At 62.6% G+C, this 19492-nt stretch carries 13 protein-coding genes; 5 read left to right on the forward strand and 8 right to left on the reverse strand.

The window, feature by feature from the left end:
- Positions 1–10: 10 nt before the first annotated feature.
- The 6 genes from J5286_RS27430 to J5286_RS27455 form a co-directional block, all read right to left on the reverse strand.
- A complete protein-coding gene (locus J5286_RS27430) occupies positions 11–1942 on the reverse strand; it encodes a glycoside hydrolase family 127 protein (protein ID WP_209193146.1) in 1932 nt (643 codons plus the stop codon).
- Between the two features lie 20 nt (positions 1943–1962).
- On the reverse strand, positions 1963–2826 hold the full coding sequence (locus J5286_RS27435) for a carbohydrate ABC transporter permease (RefSeq protein ID WP_112435368.1): 864 nt from the start codon (positions 2824–2826) through the stop codon (positions 1963–1965).
- Positions 2823–3737, reverse strand: a complete 915-nt coding sequence (locus tag J5286_RS27440) for a carbohydrate ABC transporter permease (RefSeq protein WP_047504865.1) — start codon at positions 3735–3737, stop codon at positions 2823–2825. Before J5286_RS27440 ends, J5286_RS27435 begins: the two co-directional genes overlap by 4 nt.
- Positions 3738–3802: 65 nt before the next feature.
- Positions 3803–5041, reverse strand: a complete 1239-nt coding sequence (locus J5286_RS27445) for an ABC transporter substrate-binding protein (protein ID WP_209193147.1) — start codon at positions 5039–5041, stop codon at positions 3803–3805.
- A 41-nt stretch (positions 5042–5082) separates the two neighbouring features.
- The gene (locus J5286_RS27450) at positions 5083–6093 is read right to left on the reverse strand and encodes a LacI family DNA-binding transcriptional regulator (RefSeq protein WP_209193148.1); all 1011 of its coding nucleotides are present in this window, start codon (positions 6091–6093) and stop codon (positions 5083–5085) included.
- Between the two features lie 145 nt (positions 6094–6238).
- Complete coding sequence (locus tag J5286_RS27455; protein WP_209193149.1) at positions 6239–7258, reverse strand: LacI family DNA-binding transcriptional regulator; 1020 nt, start codon at positions 7256–7258, stop codon at positions 6239–6241.
- Positions 7259–7386: 128 nt separating this feature from the next.
- Between J5286_RS27455 and J5286_RS27460 the strand changes: the two genes are divergently transcribed.
- The 5 genes from J5286_RS27460 to J5286_RS27480 all read left to right on the forward strand — a co-directional run bounded on the left by J5286_RS27460 (position 7387) and on the right by J5286_RS27480 (position 13086).
- Complete coding sequence (locus J5286_RS27460; protein WP_209193150.1) at positions 7387–7710, forward strand: MocE family 2Fe-2S type ferredoxin; 324 nt, start codon at positions 7387–7389, stop codon at positions 7708–7710.
- A 21-nt stretch (positions 7711–7731) separates the two neighbouring features.
- Complete coding sequence (locus J5286_RS27465; RefSeq protein ID WP_209193151.1) at positions 7732–8958, forward strand: NAD(P)/FAD-dependent oxidoreductase; 1227 nt, start codon at positions 7732–7734, stop codon at positions 8956–8958.
- 67 nt (positions 8959–9025) lie between these two features.
- Complete coding sequence (locus J5286_RS27470) at positions 9026–10054, forward strand: sterol desaturase family protein (RefSeq protein ID WP_209193152.1); 1029 nt, start codon at positions 9026–9028, stop codon at positions 10052–10054.
- Complete coding sequence (locus J5286_RS27475; RefSeq protein WP_209193153.1) at positions 10051–10833, forward strand: 3-methyl-2-oxobutanoate hydroxymethyltransferase; 783 nt, start codon at positions 10051–10053, stop codon at positions 10831–10833. The genes J5286_RS27470 and J5286_RS27475 overlap by 4 nt, the downstream gene beginning before the upstream one ends.
- Before the next feature lie 171 nt (positions 10834–11004).
- Positions 11005–13086 carry a carboxy terminal-processing peptidase gene (locus tag J5286_RS27480; protein ID WP_209193154.1) on the forward strand — a complete coding sequence of 694 codons (2082 nt, stop codon included), beginning with the start codon at positions 11005–11007 and terminating at the stop codon, positions 13084–13086.
- Positions 13087–13196: 110 nt separating this feature from the next.
- Here the strand turns inward: J5286_RS27480 and J5286_RS27485 are convergent, their stop codons facing one another.
- Together J5286_RS27485 and scpA are read right to left on the reverse strand one after the other, a co-directional pair.
- Positions 13197–17195, reverse strand: a complete 3999-nt coding sequence (locus tag J5286_RS27485) for a hybrid sensor histidine kinase/response regulator (protein ID WP_209193155.1) — start codon at positions 17193–17195, stop codon at positions 13197–13199.
- Between the two features lie 124 nt (positions 17196–17319).
- Positions 17320–19458: a methylmalonyl-CoA mutase gene (gene scpA / locus J5286_RS27490; protein ID WP_209193374.1), complete on the reverse strand. Its 2139-nt coding sequence runs from the start codon at positions 19456–19458 to the stop codon at positions 17320–17322.
- Positions 19459–19492: the final 34 nt, after the last annotated feature.

The raw sequence follows: 19492 nt of genomic DNA on the forward strand, positions 1-19492 counted from the left end.
GACCATCGGCCTACTTCCCGGTCTGGAGCCAGACCAGCATGGCGCCCGGCTCGCGATTGTCCCAGAGATGATAGGGCACGAGCGTGACGGTCGCCGGCACCTGCTCGGCCGGACGGGTGCGATAGAGCGAACCGTTCCAGCCGCTCGCGTCTTCCCTGGAAACGTCGAGCTCGACGGCTACCGCACCGTTCAGCCCTTCGATCGTCTTCGTCCGGTGACCGGCGAGCTTCTGCGGGACGACAAAGGCGTTGAGATCGTGGCCGTTGTCGGTTTCCTCGACGCAGTAGATCAGCGGGCCGCGGGCGAGCGCGACGCGGCCGACGTCCTGGCGGACCTTCGGCGAGGCGTATTGCGGGCGAAGCTCCAGCGGAAGATCGAGCGCGATGACATCGCCCTTCTTCCAAGCGCGATTGAGCCGCGCATAGCCGTCGATCACCGACGAGGCCAGATCGACCGTCTCGCCGTTCACCTTCAGCGAGGCGCCCTCGGCCCATTCGGGAATGCGCAGCGCGAGGCCGAACTCGGCCGTGCCCCCGACATCAACATCGACATCGACGTCGATGCGGATATCGCCATTCCATGGATAATCGGTGTGCTGCGTCAGCTTGACGTTGGCGCCCTTGAGCTTCGCCTTGACGCTGCTCTCACCATAGAGATGAACGGCGATCTCGTTGTCGGCAGCCGCATACATGTAGGAGCCGACGGAGGCAACGAGGCGGGCGATGTTCGGCGGGCAGCAGGGGCAACGGTGCCAGACCCAGCGGTGGTGCTTGCCGGTACTTTCGAGCGGGTTGTCGTAGAAGAAGGTCTTGCCGTCGAGCGCAAGGCCGGTCAGCGCGCCGTTATAGAGCGCCTGTTCCATGACGTCAGCGTAGCGGCGGTTCGGGCCTCGGCCAAGCATGCGGCTTGCCCAGAATACAAGGCCGACGGAGGCGCATGTTTCGGCATAGGCGGTGTCGTTGGGCAGGTCGTAGTAATCGGTGAAGCCCTCGTTGATCGCCGCCGGGCCGATACCGCCGGTGACATACATCTGCTTGACCGTGAGGTCGTCCCACAGCGTCTCCAGCGCATTGGTCAGCGTATCGTCATGGTATTCGGTGGCGATGTCGGCCATGCCGGAATACTGGTACATGGCACGCACGGCGTGGCCGACGACCTTCTCCTGCTCGCGCACGGCTTCATGCGCCTGGCTGTATTCGTAGGTCTTGTGCACATAGTCTTTCGGATCGCGGCCGCCGCGGATGGCTTCGGCGGTGAAGAAGTGGGGCTCTTTGCCGCGCTCGTCGATGAAGAACTTGGAGAGGTCGAGGTATTTCTGCTCGCCCGTGACGCGCGCCATCTTCACCAGCGCGAGCTCCACTTCCTGGTGGCCGCAATAGCCGGGTATCTGGCCTTCGCCATGGCCGAAGACCGTGATCATGTGGTCGGCATAGCGGCACATGATGTCGAGCAGCTTGCGCTTGCCGGTTGCCTGGTAATAGGCGACGGCGGCTTCCATGAGATGGCCGGCGCAATAGAGCTCGTGATGGTCGCGCAGGTTTGTCCAGCGCTTGCCGGGCTGCACGCGCTGGAACCAGGCATTCACATAGCCGTCCTCCTGCTGCAGCTTTTCATACATGTCGATGATGGCGTCGGCACGCGCCTCAAGCTCGGCATTCGGCTTGCGGTAGAGCGAGTAAGCGATGGTTTCGATCGACTTGCCGAGATCGGAATCCCAGAACATCTGCGTCGAGCCGGTCCACTTCTCGTCGATCGGGATGACGACGCCGGGGCTCGGCTGGTTCACGTCGATCGCCTGGATCATGCCGGCCTTTTCGCAGCGATCGAGCAGGATCGCCGCCGTGGAATCGCACACCGCATCCTGCCACTTGCCCCAGAAGCCGTTGAGCTCGACATCGGGAACGGCGACCGGGCGGAACTGGCTCTTGTTTTCGGTAGTCATGTTTCAAATTCTCCTTTGAATTACTTGACGGCGCCGGCCATCAGGCCGCGCATGTAGAAGCGTTGCAAAAGCAGGAAGACGAGCAGGCAGGGGATGACCATGACGACGACGCCGGCTTGCACCGCACCCCAATCGATGGCGCCCATTCTGGATGAGCGCACCGCGGTCATCAGCACCGGCAGCGTGAATTTCTCGTTGCTGGACAAAAGCACGAGTGCCGCGAAGAACTCGTTCCAGGCATTGAGGAAGGCGAAGATCGCGACGGTGACGACACCCGGCAGCACCAGCGGAAACAGCACGCGGGCGAGAAGACCGAGATCGCGCGCGCCATCGATGCGAGCGGCTTCCTCGATCTCCTTGGGTACCGCGTCGAACGCATTGCGCATCATGAAGACGGAAAAGGGTAGCTGCAGCGTGACGTAGACGAGCGTCAGCCCGAACAGCGAATTGTTCAGCCCCAGCCGCGAGAGAATGATGAAAAGCGGCGTCAGGATCGACTGGAACGGGATCATCAAGGTGGCGATGATCAGGATGAACAGCACGTTCTTGAACGGGAACCGGTAACGCGAGAAGCCGTAGCCCGCGAGCAGGCTGATCGCCACCGTGAGCACCACCGTCGCGACCGAGACGATCAGCGAGTTCAGCATATGATGCCAGATGCCGGCGCCAAACGTATCGAGTGTTCGGTAGGCATCGACGCTGAGCCGGCTGATGCCGGTGAGCGGCCATGGCGGCAGCGCCGTTTCGCTGCGCGGGCGAAACGATGACATGAGCATGATCGCAAACGGCGCCAGGAAGAACACGACGATCGCGGCACCGGCGACGTGATAGCTTGTGGCGCGCCGCGCATTGCGGCGGGCGCGAAGGACTGTACGGCCGGTCATGGACGATCCTCCCCAACCTTGAGCAGCCAGAGCTGCACGATGCTGAGCGCCACCAGGATGACGAGCAGCGCGATGGAAAGAGCCGCGCCGTAGCCGAGATTGAACGACACGAAGGACTGATTGAAGATGTAGTAGACGATCGAGATCATGCGGTTTTGCGGTCCACCTGATGTCATGATGTAGAACTGGTCGAAGGCGAGGATCGAACCGGTGACCGACAGGATGAGCGCGAGCGCCATGGTTCTGCGCATCAAGGGCAGCGTCAGATGGCGGAAGCGCTGCCAGGCGCCGGCGCCATCGATGCGCGCCGCTTCGGTCAGCTCCGCCGGAATGCCCTGCAGGCCGGTCAGAAGAATGATCATCGTGAAGCCGGCGACCTTCCACACGACCATGACGATGATCGTCAGGAAGGCGCTGTCGAAGGTTGCGAGCAGGTTGCGCCGCCCCTGGGTGAGGCCAAGCATTTCGAAGACGGGCGAGAACAGGCCGCTATCGACATTGGCGAGCCAGACCCAAAGAAGCGACGCTGAAGCCAGGCCGATAACCACGGGGAGGAAGATAATCGTTCGATACGCCGACACGAAGCGGCGCGGCTTGTCGACGAAAAAGGCAAGCGGAAACGCCAGCGCGAAGATCGCGATCGTGACAACAAGCGTGTATTGCGCGGTGAAGCCAAGCGATGTCCAGAAACGCGGATCGTTGAACATGCGCGTGTAGTTGCCGATGCCGATCCAGCGCGGCGATCCCATGAGCGGCCAGCGGTGCAGGCTCATCCAGACGGTGAAGAGCAGCGGCAACACGAAGAACACGGTCACCAGGGCGATTGCGGGCGCGATATAGGCAACGCCCCGCCAGCCCCCTCTCCGCCGCCGCCTGCGCTTCGGAGAGACGGAGATGATTTCAGTCGTCATCTTTGATCTCGTTCTATTTTCGGGAATGACAGGACGGGATCGGGTCGCGATCCCGTCCTGAAGCATTATTGTGCGCTGTCGATGATCGACTGCATGTCGGCCTGGCCGTTGGCGAATGCGCCGTCGACGTCATCGCCGAACATGGCGGCATTGATGAATTGCGACCACGGGCTGTTCGGGCTGTTGATCAGATCGTTGAACTGCAGCGTATAGGGCGTTTTGGCAACCTTGATCGCATCGGCTGCCACGAGCAGGCGCGGATCCTGTCCCTTCAGGACCTGCTCGGCGATATCGGTGCGCGTCGGCAGGCTGCCATTTTTGGCCATGATCGTCTGTCCCTCCTCGGAATAGACGAACTGCAGGAACTTCTGGATCTGGCTGACATGCGGCGTGCCCTTGGTGACGACGATGTTGTCGCCGCCGGCAAAGGACGACGGCTTGCCGTCGACGCCGGGGATCATCGTCACGCCGAAGTCAAGCTCCGGATGCTGCGTGATCATGGTGCCGATGGCGAAAGCGCCAAGGCTCTGCTGGCCGATCTTGCCGCCGAGGAACTTCAGGAAGTCCACGCCGTTATCGGTCGCGGCACTGGCAGGCACGGCGCCCGACTTGACGATCGCACGATAGTCTTCGACGGCCTTTCGCATCTGGGGCGTATCCAGCGCCGCGGTCTTTCCATCCTCGGAGAGGATATCCGCGCCCGCACCCCAGACGAGGGGCGCGAAGGTGAAGATCATGCAGCCACCACAGCCGCCGCCCGAGAAATAGAAGCCGTAGTCATCGCCGCCGAGCTTGCGAATCTTCTCCGCATTGGCGGTGATCTCTTCCCATGACGTCGGCGCCTTCTCGGGATCGAGGCCGGCCTTCTTGTAGAGGCCCTTGTTCCAGGCGAAGACGGAGGTCTCGACCAAGAGCGGCAGGCCGTAGACCTTGCCTTCATAGGTGCCCTGCTTGACGTGAGCGGGCGCCAGCGCGTTGAAGTAGCTCAGCGACTTGGCGAAGTCCGTCATGTCCTCGAGTTGGCCGGCGGACGCAAAGGACGGGGTGTAGATCAGGTCCAGCGAGATCGCGTCGGGCGCCTGGCCGCCGGCAACCGCCGTGGCATATTTCTGGACCATCTGGTCCGAAGGGATTTCCGTGAGCTCGACCTTATCAGGGTTGGCGGCGTTATAAGCGTCGATGACCGCCTTGAAGGCGCCGCCGCCGCTGCCCGAACGCACCCACATGCTGACGGTTTCGGCGGATGCCGCCGAGCACAGGCATATTGACAGCAAAGCCGTCGCTGCAAGCATTCTCTTATGCATGATTTCCTCCAAATCATGGGGCAAACGCGCCCCGCCTCCCGTTAGATTTCCCGGTCTCCACCACAGGACTGGCGAACAACCAGCTTGCATGGAAGCTTGCGCAGTCCGGCCTCCACAGCCCGTCCCTCGGCAAGATCCAAGATCGTCAGCCCGGCCGTGCGGCCGAGCTCCTTCAAATTCATGTCGACCGTCGTCAGCGCCGGCCGCGTCTGGTCGGCGAAGATCTCCCAGTTGTCGAAACCGATGATCGACACATCCTCGGGCACCCGCACGCCCCGCTCACGCAAGGCGTCCACCACCCCTCTCGCGATCTGGTCGTTACCGCAGAAAATGCCGTCCGGCGTCGGCTTGTCGCCGCCCCAAAGCATGGCGACGGCCTCATGTCCCCAGGCCTCCGTCCACGCGCCGTGCATGACGAGCGCATCCGGACCGACGGCCTGGCGAAAGGCATCGGCGCGCTCCACGGCCGAGACGAAACTGTCGGGACCGGTTACATGCACGATCCTCTTGCGCCCGACCTTGCGAAGCCGCTCGACGGCAAGCCGCGCGCCGTCGGAATCATCCGCCGTCAGGATGACGCTCCCGGGGACGCCCTCGGTAAAGGCGTAGACGACCGGCACCGGCAGGCCAGCGAGATCGACCGGGAGAGACCTGTCGACCCGCTTGCCCGTCGCGATGATGCCATCCACCTGCTTGTCCAGCATGGCGTCGACATGAACCTTGGCGAGCGCTGGATCATCCTCGATGGCGCAGAGAAAGACCGAGACGCCATGATCGACTAGCGCCTCCGATATCCCCGACATCAGCGGCAGGGTGAAGCGGCCATAGGTATCGTTGGTGAGGAGCCCCACCGTGAAACTTCTGTTGAAGAGGAGGCTACGCGCCAATGCATTCGGCCGGAAGCCGGCTTCGGCTGCGATCGACTTGATCTTCTCGCGTGTCTCCGACGCCATCCGGCCGGTATCGTTCAGCGCCTTCGACACCGTCGAAACGCTGACGCCCGCAGCCTTGGCGACGTCATGAATTGTGACACGGTTGCTCCGAGCGACCACGCGATCTCCTCCTTCTCGCGGAGGTGAGAAAAGCGTTTCCCAAATGCAAAGTCAACGTGAGAAAACGTTTTCTCATCATTTTCTCAATTTCGACGCTCGGGCAGCGCGTGGCACTTCGGGAACCACTGGCGATCTCGCGATACGATTATTCGAAGCGGACATTCTCGCGCAGGAAAATCCGAGGCCGCTGGGGAGGCGTTATGTCGTCCTTGGCAAAACGACCAGCATAGTGGAGCTGGATTTCAATCGCGCGCCGCGCCTCAAGAAAGGGCTCGCGGTCGATGATCGCGTCGACGACGCCGTCATCCATCAACGCCACCCGCTCCGGCGTCACGGTGTGGGTGATGACGCAGACGGACTGGTCCTTACCGATCGCCTTCAGTTCCTCGGCGAGCACAGGGTTGCCCACCGACATGTTGTAGACGCCGCGCAGCGCGGGGTGGCGGCGCAGGAGCGCGCGGAAATCCTTGCGAATGTTCTCCTGCTCGTAGCTCTGAAACGTCTCGACCACCCGACAGTTCGGATAATCCCGGCCCACGGTATCGCGAAAGCCCACCGCGCGCTGCTCATGCTCCAGCAACTGGTGAAGGCCGACGATAACCACCACGTCGCCGCCGGTATCACCGAGAAAACGCCCCATGAGTGCGCCCGCCGTGCGCCCCTCCTGAACAGCGTTCGAGCCGACATAGCCGATCCGGCCGGTGCCCGGCAGGTCGGAGGCCACGGTGACGATGGGGATCTTGCGCGACAGATGATCCACCGTCGCGGTCACATCAGGGTCATCGAACAGGATGACGACGAGCCCGTCGCATTCGGCCGCAGCCTTCGCCAGCGTCTTGATCGCGGCGTCGGCCTTGATCTGTTCGAAATACCAGAACGTGACGCGGATGTTGTAGCGCTTGTATTGCTGCGCCGAGCGCAGGAAGCCTTCGCGGAGCTTCACGTAATAGGAATTCACATTGTTCTGCAGCACCACGCCGATGCGCAGAATACGCGTCGGCATCATCGTGAGAGCGCGGTCGACGCCGAGCGCCCTTGCAGTTTCGATGACCAGCTGTTCGGTCTTCGGCTTGACGCCGCCACGACCGTTCAGCACCCGATCGACAGTGATACGGCTAACGCCGGCCGTCGCCGCGACGTCGTCCATGCTCGGCTTTCTGGCCACGAAACATCCTCCTTCGCTCCTGACCCGCGAGCTTAGCGAATGATGCATTTGCGTCAATATCGGCGTTGCGCCGCCGTGGGCGCGGACGGATATTCTGTCATGTCTGGAGGAGTGAAGGGAGACACATCATGAGCTGGGTATCAGTCTGTCGTCTTGACGACATCGAGCAGGAAGGCGTCATGCGCTTCGACCATGGCGGTCGCACTTACGCGGTCTACCGCTCCCCCGAGGATGAGGTGTTCTGCACCGATGGTCTCTGTTCGCACGAGGCCATTCATCTCGCCGACGGCCTCGTGATGGATTACGAGATCGAATGTCCCAAGCACTCGGGCGCCTTCGACTATCGCACCGGCACGCCGCGCCGGCCGCCGGCCTGCAAGAGCCTCAACACCTACCAGGCGAAGATCGAAGCGGGCGAAGTCCTGCTCGCCATCCCGCCTGACATCAAGTGAACCGGTAGTACGGAGACAGCCATGTCCTCAATCGTTATCATTGGCGCCGGCGAGTGCGGCGGACGTGCCGCGCTGCAGCTTCGCGAGCGCAATTTCGACGGCACGATCACGCTTGTGGGCGCGGAGCCGCTTCACCCCTACGAGCGGCCGCCGCTGTCGAAGAACGGTATCCTCGAGGGCGCCGATCCGAAGTTCATCATGGATGCCAATGGCTACAAGGAGCGCGGTATCGACGTTCGCCTGGGCGCCGACGCGATCGGGATCGACCGATCGAACAAGACCGTCGAACTGTCGGACGGAACCACGCTCGCCTATGACAAGCTGCTGCTTGCGACCGGCGCCCGCCCACGTCCACTTCCCGGCATCGCCGAACGATCCGAGCGCGTTCTGACGCTTCGCACCCATGCCGATGCGCTGGCGATCAAGCGGCATCTGCACGAGGGTAGCCGGCTCGCCATCGTCGGCGGCGGCTTCATCGGCCTCGAACTCGCGGCCATCGCGCGCGGGCTTGGCGCCACCGTGACGCTCATCGAGGGCCTGCCACGCATCCTCTCGCGCGGCGTGCCCGAGGATATCGCCCATGCGGTCGCCTCGCGCCACAAGACAGCCGGTGTCGAGATCCTGTGCGAGAGCCGGATCGAGAACTTCGAGATTGGTGCCAACGGCGTCTCGATCAGCCTGACCGGCGGCCGGACGATCGATGCCGACATCGCGGTGATCGGCATCGGCTCGATCCCGAATGTCGAGCTCGCGGAAAAGGCGGGGCTGACGATCGAAAACGGCATCATGGTCGATGACCATCTCAGGACGACCGACCCCGACATCTTCGCCGCCGGCGACTGCTGCTCCTTCCCGATCCCGGTTTACGGCGGAAGGCGCGTCCGGCTTGAATCCTGGCGCAGCGCCCAGGAGCAGGCGATGCTCGCGGCGGCCAATCTCATGGGTGCGGACGAGCGGATCAGCGCCGTGCCATGGTTCTGGTCGGATCAATACGACCTGACGCTTCAGGTGGCCGGGCTTGCGGAAGGCACCGTCACGTCGGTTCGCCGCGAAGTCGGCGAGGGCGCCTTCATCATCTTCCAGATCGGCGCGGACGGGCGGCTGCTCTCGGCGAGCGGCATCGGTCCGGGCAATAGCATCGCCCGCGACATCCGGTTGGCGGAAATGTTGATCGCCGCGGGCCGAGCAGTCGATCCCACGGCACTCGCGCAGGCCGACACCAAGCTGAAGTCGCTGCTGGCAGCCTGATCGCAGCGCGACCGATGCCGGCAGATAAAGAATTCGAAACACCAATGACGCATGCGGGAGGCAAGTCATGGACGATTCAAAATTCGGCAAGAGAGACAAGAGAGGCCATTGGACGCCTGATGGCGTGCTGACGCCGGCGCCGGTCTTCGTCCTGCCGCCAAATCCTCTGAAATTCCTGAAGTGGCTGCCGAACTATTTCTTTCCGTGGAACGCCTTCTTCATGGTCACCGCGGCGATCTTCTGGTTTTTCCTGACACCAGGCACCGAGACGACAAAGACCTTCTCCGTCGGCTGGATCGCGCTCGTCTTCGCGCGCAACCTCGCGGCGTTCTTCCTGTTCTACGGCGTAATCGAGCTGCGGCTCTACAAGCTTCGCCGCCAGGAAAACCGTTTCAAGTACAATCCGAATTTCCCGGCCGACAAGAAGAACACCGTCTTCCTATTCGGCTCGCAGGCCTATGACAGCATCATTCGCGGCGTCGGCACCGGCGTCACGATCTGGACCGCGATCGAGGTCGTGACGCTCTGGGCATTCGCCAACAACTACGTGCCGATGGCGACGTTCCAAGACAATCCGGTCTGGCTTGCCTGCATCGTGCTCTTCGTGCCTGTGTTCCACGAAGCCTACTTCTTCGCGATCCACCGCGCGCTGCATATTCCTGTTCTCTACAAGCTCGTGCATTCGGTGCACCACAACTCGGTCAATCCGTCGCCCTGGTCATCGCTTGCCATGCACCCGGTCGAGCACCTGCTCTTCTTCGGTGAAGCGCTGATCCATCTGGTGATCTTCTCGCATCCGCTCGTCGCCATCTACAATCTGCATTCGCTGGCGCTCGGCGCGGTGGTCGGCCATGTCGGCTTCGACAAGATCGAGGCTGGCGAGGAAGGCGGGCTCGATACGCATGCCTATGCCCACTACCTCCACCACAAGTATTTCGAGGTGAACTATGCCGACGGCCTGATCCCGTTCGACAAGTGGTTCGGCACCTGGCACGACGGCACCAAGGATGGCGATGAAGCGATGAACGCGCGCTGGCAGAAGAAGCTGCAACGCGAAAACGCCCGCAGGCAAGCCCAGGAAGGCAACCAGGCATGACCCGCGCATTGACCGTGGCCGATCTCAGAGCGCTCAAGGGCAAGCGTCAATTCCTGACCATGCATGTCGACAGCCCAGCGGAGGCCGCCGCCGCCACTGAAGCCGGCATCGAGATGTTCACCTGCGAAGTCGACGAGCAGCTGCCAAGGATACGCAAGGCCGCCCCCACCGCCTTCATCCAGGCAGCCCATGTGCAGGGCGCCATCCACGATGAATCGAGCGCCATCCGCGAGGGTTTTCGCGCGCTCGATCTCGGCGCCAGCTGTATCTATTTCGCCGGTTCGCTGCGCCTGCTGGAGGCGATGGCGAAGGAAGGCATTCCCGTCAGTGGCCATGTCGGCCTCGTGCCACGCTGGGCCACCTGGACCAACTTCCGCGCGATCGGCACGACGCCCGAGGAAGCGGCCTCGATCTACCGCCGGGTGAAGGACTATGAACAGGCCGGCGCCTGGGCAGTCGAGATGGAGGTAGTCCCCGTCGCGATCGCCGAGTGGATCACGCGCTCGACGCCGCTGATCACGCTTGGAATGGGCTGCGGCGCCGTCTGCGATTCCCAATATCTGTTCTCCTGCGACGTGCTCGGAACCGGCACCAGCCGCGTGCCGCGCCATGCCAAGCAATATGCCGATCTGGCGGCGGCGGAGGCGCGCCTGCAGGATCTGCGCGTGAACGCTTTCCGGGCGTTCGCCGAGGATGTTCGCGACCGGAAATATCCCGAGACCCGCCACGAGGTTCATGTCGGCGAAGAGGTCCTGGCAGCCGCCAAGACGCTCGTTTGAGGTGACGGGCCGGCGAGAACATCGTCTGCCTTCACAACCGATCTCACCAAAAGTTGTAGATGATATCGACGTCAGCGTTTATCCGTCCAATCAACCCGGTTGCTAAAAAACCATAATTGCTCCACCTACATTGTAGACAAACGCGAGCAGTCGGAATTGGATCACAGCTTGATGCGCATTAAATACGGTTTCCTCGGCATTTTCCTGGCGATTGCGCCCACGGCCCATGCACTGGACATGGGACCGGTGCCGGTTTTGGCGCCGCAAAAGCAGCAGGAGCAGGCGGCGCAGCTGAGCGCGCAATTCTTGACGCGCTACAGCTATCGGCCGGTCGCGCTCGACGACAGCCTCTCCGTCAAGATCATGGATCGCTTCATCAAGTCGCTCGATCCGGATCGGATGATCTTCCTGCAGTCGGACATCAACACCTTCATGGCCGACAGCACCAAGATCGACGACGCCATCAAGAAGGAAGACCTCAAGCTCCCCTTCTCGATCTTCAATGTCTACGAACAGCGCATTGTCGATCGCATGACCTATGCCCGCGATCTCCTGAAGAAGGGCTTCGATTTCACCGCGCAGGAAGATTACGCGCTGGTGCGCGACGGCAAACCCTGGCCGCAATCCGAGGCCGAGAGCAACGATCTCTGGCGCAAGCGGGTGAAGGCCGATTGGCTGCGGCTGAAACTCGGCGGCCAGACGGAAGCCACCATTCGAGACACGCTCGACAAGCGCTACAAGAACGCGCTCGAGCGCGCCTATAAATACAAGAGCGACGACGTCTTCCAGTCCTTCATGGACGCCTATTCGACGTCGATCGATCCGCATACCGATTATTTCGGCGCCACCGCATCGGCCGATTTCGATATTTCGATGAAGCTTTCGCTGGTTGGCATCGGCGCGGTGCTGCAGGAGCGCGACGATTACACCACGATCCGCGAACTCGTTCCCGGCGGCCCAGCACAGCTCTCCGGCAAGCTCGCGGTCGGCGACCGTATCACCGGTGTCGGCCAGGGCGCCGACGGCCCGATCAAGGAAGTGATGGGCACGCGCCTCGATGAGGTCGTGCAGTTGATCCGCGGTGCGAAGGATTCGATCGTTCGCCTGGATATCCTGCCTGCCGACGCCGGCGCCGATGGCGGTCATCGCGTCATCAGCTTGGTGCGCGACAAGATCAGCCTCGAAAAGCAGGCGGCCAAGAAGGCCGTTCTTCCGGTCAAGGATGGCGACGTTACCCGCAAGATCGGCGTGATCACGCTGCCGGCCTTCTACGAAGACTTCGAAGCCCGCCGAAAGGGCGATAAAGACTATAGAAGTGCCAGCCGCGACGTCGCCAAGCTCTTGACCGAGCTCAAGCAGGAGAATGTCGACGGCGTGCTGATCGACCTGCGCAACAATGGGGGCGGTTCGCTTGCCGAAGCGATCGACCTCACCGGCCTGTTCGTCGGCAAGGGCCCGGTGGTTCAGCAGCGCGGCGCCGATGGCAAGGTCGAGGTTCAAAGCGACGATCTGCCGACACCGGCTTGGACCGGCCCGGTCGGCGTCTTGATCAATCGCGGCTCGGCGTCCGCTTCCGAGATCTTCGCTGCCGCCATCCAGGACTATGGCCGTGGCGTGATCATCGGCGAGCCGAGCTTCGGCAAGGGCACCGTGCAGACCGTGGTCAATCTCGACCAGGTCGCGCGCAACGACAAGCCGAAATTCGGCGAGCTGAAGCTGACGATCGCCCAGTTCTTCCGCGTCAACGGCGGCACCACACAGCTGCGCGGCGTCACCCCTGACATCGCCCTTCCCGGCCTCTCCGACCCGAAGACCTTCGGCGAAACCAGCTATGACAACGCGCTACCCTGGGCGCAGATCAAGCCGGCGCGCTACAAGCAGGCCGGCAACCTCAAGGCCGAACTGCCGAAGCTGCAGGCCCTTCACGACAAGCGCGTGGAGACCGACCCGGACTTCCAGCGTCTTATAGAGGACGTTGCCGAATTGAAGGCGCAACGCGACAAGGGCGTAATCTCACTCAACGAAGCCGACCGCCGCAAGGAGCTGACAGCGCGCGAAAACCGTTTGAAGTCTCGCGCGCAGCTGGATGATGGCGTCGACACCACCAACGACGACGGCCTGCAATCCAACGAGCGCAGCCTGACGGCCGATATCGCGCTGGAGAATGCGCGCAAGAAGGCCAAGGACGTTCTCCTGAACGAAGCCACCGCGATCCTTTCCGATGCGGCGGGCCTGCAGGCGGGCGCTCGATAAGGGCGCGACTGGTCAATTGAAAAAGCGGACGGCCAAGGATTTTGGCCGTCCGCTTTGAAATTTTAAGGGCAGAGTATCGCCGATGCCCCCTGCCGAGCGGCATCGCCCGCTCAGATTGCTCCCCCGACAGCGTCCAAGGCATTCCTCAGCTCATCCAGCCCGTGTGGCTTGAGCAGCAGAACTGTCCTGGAACTGTCGTCCATCTCGGGCTTCTTCTCCGAACCCGTCGCGAAAACGATGCCGATCTCAGGCCAGCGCTTGCGCACCTCGCGACAGAAATCGTCTCCCGACATGCCTGGAAGACCGAGATCGGTCACCAGCACATCGATCGGCTCGCTGCCAAAGAGCGGGAGCGCCTCTTCGGCGGATTCTGCCTCGAGCACCTCATGGCCAAGTTCGGCCAGCATATCGGCGGTCGCCATCCGGATCAGCGCATTGTCTTCGACCAGAACCACTCGCAGCGCCTGTGACGCGGTCGGAGGGGCGGGCGCGGGCATGGCGGAGATAGATGTCTCCTTTCGACGCTCCGCGTTCTTCTGCGTTTCGTCGATCACATGTCGGATTTTGCGGGCGAGCGCCTCGCGCGTGTAGGGCTTGGAGAGCAGCTGCACGCCGGGATCGAGCCGTCCGCCGTGGACGATGGAGTTTTCGGTGTAGCCGGAGGTGAAGAGCACGGCGAGGCCAGGCAGCCGCTCCTTCGCCTTCTTCGCCATCTCGCTGCTTTTCAGCGGTCCGGGCATGACGACATCGGTGAAGAGCATGTCGATGTGGATACCGCTCTCGATGACCGAAAGGGCGGCCGCCGCATCGCCTGCCTTCAGAACCCGGTAGCCGAGTTCCTGCAGCATTTCGACCACGGTGGTGCGCACGCCCTCATCATCCTCGGCGACGAGAATGGTCTCCGGCCCGCCCTCGACGGGGGCGTGCGGATCTATGACCTGAAGGTCTTCCTGCTGCAGCGAGCGCGGCAGATACATCTTCACGGTCGTTCCGTGTCCAACCTCGCTGTAGATTTTCACATGTCCGCCCGATTGCCGGACGAAACCATAGACCATGGAGAGGCCGAGCCCCGTCCCCTTCCCTTCCGGCTTCGTCGAGTAGAACGGCTCGAACACCTTGTCCAAGAGGTCGGAAGGTATGCCCGCCCCGGTGTCGGTCACCGAAATCGACACATACTGGCCGGGCACGACATCCTGGTGCTGCCGCGCGTAGGCGTCGTCGACATAGGCGTTGCCGGCCTCGATCGTCAGATTGCCGAAGCCCTCCATCGCGTCGCGGGCATTGATCGCGAGATTGAGCAGCGCGTTCTCGATCTGCATCGGATCGACCAGCGTGTTCCACAGCCCGCCCGAGACGACCGTCTCCACCTCGACGCCTTCGCCGATCGTGCGCCGGATCATCTCGTCCATACCGCGGATCAAGCGGCCGGCATTGACGACGCGGGGATCGAGCGCCTGCCGGCGGCCGAAGGCGAGGAGCTGGGCCGCGAGTTTGGCGCCGCGTTCCACACCGGCCAGCGCGTTGGTGATCTTGCGCTGCGCCTTGTCGTTACCGATAACGTCGCGCGACAGAAGCTGGAGATTGCCCGCCACCACTTGCAACAAATTGTTGAAGTCATGCGCGACGCCGCCGGTCAAATTGCCGATGGCCTCCATCTTCTGGGCCTGCTGTAGGGCAAGCTCGGTGTTGCGGAGCGCGATCGCCGCCTCACGCTCTTCCGTCACGTCGCGGCCGACCGCATGGATTGACGCGTCATAGGGAACCGCAGTCCAGGAAATGGTGCGGTAGCTTTTATCCTTAGCCTGGTAGCGATTTTCGAAGGAGAAGGTCGTGGCACCCTCGCTGAGCTTGCCGACTTCGGCCAGCGTCGTCGCCATGTCCTCGGGATGGATGAAATCGAGGAAAGACCGGTTGATGAGCTCGCTCTCCTCCCAGTCGAAGACCGTCTTCCATGCCGGATTGACGGCCGTTATCCTGGCCTCGAAGTCGGCGACCAGCATGATATCGGTCGAGAGCCGCCACATCCGGTCGCGATCGGCAGTGCGCTCGGCGACGCGCTGCTCGAGCGTTTCGTTCAACGCCTCGAGCTTCGCGCGGGTCTCGCGCTGATCCTCGATATCGGTGTTGGTGCCGATCCAGCGGAAAACGCGGCCATCCTCGTCGCGCGACGGCACTGCGCGGGCGATGTGCCAACGATAGGAACCATCGGCCCGCCGCAGCCTGAGATCAGTTTCATAGGCCTGGCCCGACGACAAGGCGGCTCGCCAGCGGTCGGCCATGGCGGTGAAGTCGTCGGGGTGGACGATCTTGGTCCAGGCACCACCGTCGAGCTCGCCCGGTGCGGCACCGGCATATTCGTAGACACGCTCGTTGAACCAATCGAGCTGGCCATCGGGCCGTGCGGTCCAGACGTGATTGGGGATCGCCTGAGCAAGCGCGCGGAAGCGGGCCTCGCTTTCCCTCAGTTCGCGCTGCGCCTTGCGCCGGTCGGTCACATCCTGCACGACGCCGACGAAGCGCAATGGCTTACCACTGGCGTCGCGCTCGAACTCGCCCTTGCGGGCGATGACGCGCTTCTGGCCGTTGTCGGCGCGGCGGATGCGATACTCGACGTTCAAGGGCGAGGCGCCGGCCGCGCGCGTCCTGCCGTTGGAGCTGATCTCGCGGTCTTCCTCGACAATCAGCCCTTCCAGCGTCTCGATGCGGACATCGCCGGCATCTTCATAACCGTAGATCTTGCAGAATTCCGGCGTGGCGTTGAGGATATTGGTTTCGAGATCGAGCGAAAAAACGCCGACACCGCCGGCTTCCTGAGCCCGGCGCAGCCGCGCCTCGGCTTCGCTCAGCGCCTGCGCCGTCAGGTGTTCTTCCGTGCGGTCGCGCAGAACCTTGACCAGACCGACGGGCGTTCCGTCCTCGTCCCATATCGGGCGTATCTCGCCATTGGCCCAGAAGCGCTCGCCGGATTTGCGCAGGTGCCAGCGGTCATGATGGGCGTTGCCCTGTCTCAGTGCAGCCGCCATCGCCTCGCTCGCCTTGTCGGCGGCGCGATCCTCGGGCGTGAAGAGAAGCTGCCAATGCTTGCCGGCGACCTCGTCTTCGGTCCATCCGAAAATGCGGCGCGCGCCCTCGTTCCAGCGCAGAATGATCCCATCCAGATCGAGAGCGAGAATGGCATAGTCGATGGCGCCGTCCATGATCTGGCGGCTTTGCCGCTCGGCTGCCCGCAGCCCCTCCTCGGCCGCAACGCGGTCGGTGACATCGGACCCTTGCACGAAAACGCCAACGATGCTGCCATCCGGTTCCGTTACCGGTTGATAGACGAGGTCGACATATTTGCGTTCGACCGGATCGTCGGGGGAGACCTGCAGATCAACCGGCAGCGCCCGCCCCTCATAGGCGACGCCCGACGTATAGACCTCATCGAGTAGTTCGTAATAGCCCTGTCCGTGTAGCTCCGGCAGCGCATCGCGCACCGACATGCCGATAACATTACGCCCGCCGACAAGCTGGTTATAGGCCGCGTTAGTCAGCTCGAAGACATGGTGGGGGCCGTGCATCATCGCGACGAAGCCGGGCGCCTGCTCGAACATGCGCCGCAGCCGCTCCTGCTCGCCGTTGCGCCAGCGCTCGGCCGCCACCTTGGCGGTCGTCTCGACCACGATCGCGATCACGCCGCACGGGCGACCGTCCTCATCCATGACAGGCGAATAGTCGAGGTTCATGAAGACCTGTTCGGGCTTGCCTGTCCGGAAGAGCGTCAGCTCCTGATCCTGATAGGCGAGCGTCTTGCCGGCCAACCCCACCTTCATGACATTGTCGTTGAAATCGGCGACCTCCGGCCACCCCTCGCGCACCTTCGATCCCAGAAGCTGCGGATGCCGGCCGCCGGCGAAGACCGAATAGGCGTCGTTATAGATCATGACGCCGTCTTCGCCCCAGAGTGTCACGATCGGCACCGGCGACTGCAGAATGGTCGAGGTCGTGACCTTCACGGCGTTCGGCCAAAGCGCAGGTGGACCGAGAGACGTCTTCTCCCAGTCGAAGCCGCGGATAAGCCGGGCGAGCTCGCCGTCATGGGCGAGAAAATCAAATTCATCAGGTTTCATGGACGTCGACCGGTTTCTCCCGCCAGTTATGTAGCGGAAACATCGACTTGGGGAAGTGGGGCGGAGCGCAAGCCGGCGCTTTATATTAGCGGCCGAAGTGGTGGACCCGGGGTAGATGACAACCTCACTGGTTTCGACGCTTGCCCTCCAGCAGGTCGAGCACCGAATTGGCGGCGTCCATGACGTTGGTTCCGGGCCCGAACACCGCCGCAACGCCATGCTCTGTGAGGAAGGCGTAATCCTGCCGGGGGATGACGCCGCCGACCACAACGATGATGTTTTCGGCGCCCTTCGCCTTCAGCGCGTTGATCAGCTGCGGCGCCAGCGTCTTGTGGCCGGCGGCCAATGACGACATGCCGACTACATGCACCTTGCTCGATATCGCGAGATTCGCCGCTTCCTCCGGCGTCTGGAACAGCGGCCCTGCCAGCACGTCGAAGCCGATGTCACCGAAGGCCGAGGCGATGACTTTGGCGCCACGATCGTGGCCATCCTGTCCGAGCTTCGCGACCATGATTTTCGGCGCCCCGCCCAGTGCTTCCGAAATCGCATTCATTCGCGTGCGCAACTGCTGCAGCTCCGGCTCATCGCTATAGGCATCGCCATAGACGTTTTTGACGACCTCAGGCTCGGCCGTATGGTCGCCGAAAACGCTGCGCATCGCATCCGAGATTTCACCGACGCTGGCGCGCGCCCGCGCTGCTTCTACCGCAGCGTCGAGCAGATTGCCCTTCCCGCTCTCAGCCACCTCGCGCAACCGGTCCAGCGTTTCCGCCACCTTGGCCGTGTCGCGACGGTGCCGCGTTTCTTCCAGACGCTTGATCTGCGAGGCCCGCACGGCACTATTGTCGATATCGAGGATGTCGATCGGCTCTTCGTTTTCCAGCCGGTACTTGTTGACGCCGACGATGATCTCGTCGCCCTTGTCGACCGCCGCCTGCCGCCGGGTTGCGGCTTCCTCGATCAGCCGCTTCGGCAGCCCTTCGTTGACGGCCTTCGTCATGCCGCCGAGCGCCTCGACTTCCTCGATCAACGCCCAGGCCTTTTCGGCAAGCTCGTTCGTCAGGCTCTCGACATAGTAGGATCCGGCCAGCGGATCGACGACCTTGGTGACGCCGGTCTCGTGCTGGAGGATGAGCTGGGTGTTGCGGGCGATGCGCGATGAGAATTCGGTGGGCAGCGCGATCGCCTCGTCGAAGGAATTCGTGTGCAGCGATTGCGTGCCGCCGAGCACGGCAGACATTGCCTCGAAGGCGGTGCGGATGATGTTGTTATAGGGATCCTGCTCCTGCAGCGATACGCCTGAGGTCTGGCAGTGCGTGCGCAGCATCAACGACGACGCCTTCTTCGGCGCGAACTCTTCCATAATCCGCGTCCAGAGCAGACGCGCGGCGCGCAGCTTGGCGGCTTCCATGAAGAAGTTCATGCCGATCGCGAAGAAGAATGACAAGCGGCCGGCAAACTCGTCGACGTCGAGACCCTTGTTGATTGCCGCCCGCACATATTCACGCCCGTCGGCCAGCGTGAAGGCAAGCTCCTGCACCAGCGTCGCACCCGCTTCCTGCATGTGATAGCCGGAAATCGAGATCGAGTTGAAGCGCGGCATCTCCCTGGAGGTGTACTCGATGATATCGGCAACGATCCGCATCGAGGGCTCGGGCGGATAGATGTAGGTGTTGCGGACCATGAACTCCTTGAGGATGTCGTTCTGGATGGTGCCGGAAAGGGCTGCCCGCGACACGCCCTGCTCCTCGCCGGCGACGATGAAATTCGCAAGGATCGGAATCACCGCCCCGTTCATCGTCATCGACACCGAGACCTTCTCCAGCGGAATGCTGTCGAAGAGGATTTTCATGTCCTCGACGCTGTCGATCGCAACGCCCGCCTTGCCGACATCGCCCTCGACGCGCGGATGGTCGCTATCGTAACCGCGATGGGTGGCGAGATCGAAGGCGACGGAGACGCCCTGCTGGCCTGATGCCAGCGCCTTGCGGTAGAACGCGTTGGATGCCTCGGCGGTGGAGAAGCCCGCATATTGCCTGATCGTCCAGGGCCGGCCCGCATACATGGTGGCGCGCGGACCGCGCGTGAAGGGTGCGAAGCCCGGAAGCGAGACCGGCTGCGAGACACCGTCCAGATCGGCTTCGGTGTAGAGCGGCTTGACGTCTATCCCCTCGGGCGTTTTCCACACGAGCGTATCCGGCGAGGCGCGAAGCTCCTTTTCGGCAAGCGCCTGCCAGTCCCGCAGTGTCTTCTCCCCCAACGTCTTCTTTGTCATCTCAAGCCTCCGTAGTCTT

Source organism: Rhizobium sp. 16-488-2b (assembly GCF_017741815.1).
In the GTDB taxonomy this organism is placed as follows: Bacteria; Pseudomonadota; Alphaproteobacteria; order Rhizobiales; family Rhizobiaceae; genus Rhizobium.